At 53.9% G+C, this 1,201-nt stretch carries 3 protein-coding genes; all 3 read right to left on the minus strand.

Features of this window, described 5'->3' with window-relative positions:
• A partial coding sequence (locus tag D5269_RS17875) for a hypothetical protein (RefSeq protein ID WP_199735788.1) occupies nt 1-338 on the minus strand: 338 nt, incomplete at its 3' end.
• Nucleotides 335-697 (minus strand): hypothetical protein, encoded by a 363-nt coding sequence (locus D5269_RS17880; protein ID WP_120487624.1) that lies wholly within the window; start codon nt 695-697, stop codon nt 335-337. The genes D5269_RS17880 and D5269_RS17875, both read right to left, overlap by 4 nt.
• A 42-nt stretch (nt 698-739) precedes the next feature.
• Nucleotides 740-1,201: hypothetical protein (locus D5269_RS17885; protein WP_207670333.1), on the minus strand; the 462-nt coding region annotated here is incomplete at its 5' end.

Here is a 1,201-nt window from a genome sequence, read left to right on the forward strand (position 1 = left end):
ACCTGCCCGCGCCGCACCTTGTCTCCTGCCTTAATCTTGACGCTTGCATGGTGGTAGGTGCGGGCGGTCAAGTCCCTCACTTTACCATCATTGCAGAGCACATCCCGGTAGACAAGCACTGTCACCATGCCTAGCCGGGACAATTTGCCAGTCAGCGTGGGGCCGTCCTGCCCGGCGGCGATCACCTCACCATCTCCGAGGGCAAGGACATCGTGTGTATTGGGATCGTAGCAGTCTATGCCGTAATGGGGCCATCCCCATTCTTTCTGGTACTGCGGATGCTTATAGCCCGCTGTGAGCCGCATAGTCTTAAACGGAAGCGTCAGTCTCTGGCTCATCCCAACACCTCGCAATCTTTTTCCCGCTTTGCTTCTCGATCGCCGCCTGTCAGCTTGTCCAGCTGCATCCGGGCATATCCTTCGATGGCATCGAAGGTAGTCTGCACGACCTGTTCAACCAGTTTGCGCGGTACAAACGGTCGCACCGCAAGCGGCAGCAGACTATAGAGCTGGCCAACCACCCACTCAAATTTCACCCCGCCCGCATTGGTCAGGTCACTGTACAGCTCTTCGGCCCGCTGGATCAGCGCCGCTACCCGTCCGCTGACCTTGGCATTGCCCTGATACCACAACGCCAATCCGCCGAAGATCAGCGCACAAAGATAGATCACACATCTTACAATTACTGAATACTCCATTTTGACCTCCTCCATGTTTCATTGTCTGAAGATGCATCATTCTCACACAAACTCCTCCCTCTGCATCTGCTTATATTCCTCAAGCAGCAGTTCATATCTGGCCTTGACCGGTCCGTTCCAGCCTTTCGCCACATACTTCTCTCCCGCCTTCAGACGTTCTTCAACAGGCAGATTTTCTTCCATAATCTCCATGACCAGCAGCCGCCGATAATGCTCATCTGCGTGCTCTTCCAGTGTGCAGATACGGTTGTCCATCCGGTCAACACTGCTCTTCAGCGCGTCTATTGACCCATTGAGCTTATCCGAGTTTTCTTTCTGCTGCGCCCTGTCCTTTTTCCCATTGCTCGCGATCGCCAGCACAATCGGCGTGACCGCTGTAACCACCGCAACCAGCAGAGGTGTGAGCCGTTCCATTGCTTCAATCAACTTGACCACCTCCTTTCCCTTCAAAATGCCCTCTATATAAAAGTGCCACGGGCTCAAAATGTGTAAAAACTGAGCACA

Source organism: Anaerotruncus sp. 1XD42-93 (assembly GCF_009917605.1).
Lineage (GTDB): Bacteria > Bacillota > Clostridia > Oscillospirales > Ruminococcaceae > Anaerotruncus.

Bases quoted from the DNA above. Each gene is read 5' to 3' on its own strand.
- D5269_RS17880 (WP_120487624.1), bottom strand. From the start codon at position 697: ATGGAGTATTCAGTAATTGTAAGATGTGTGATCTATCTTTGTGCGCTG.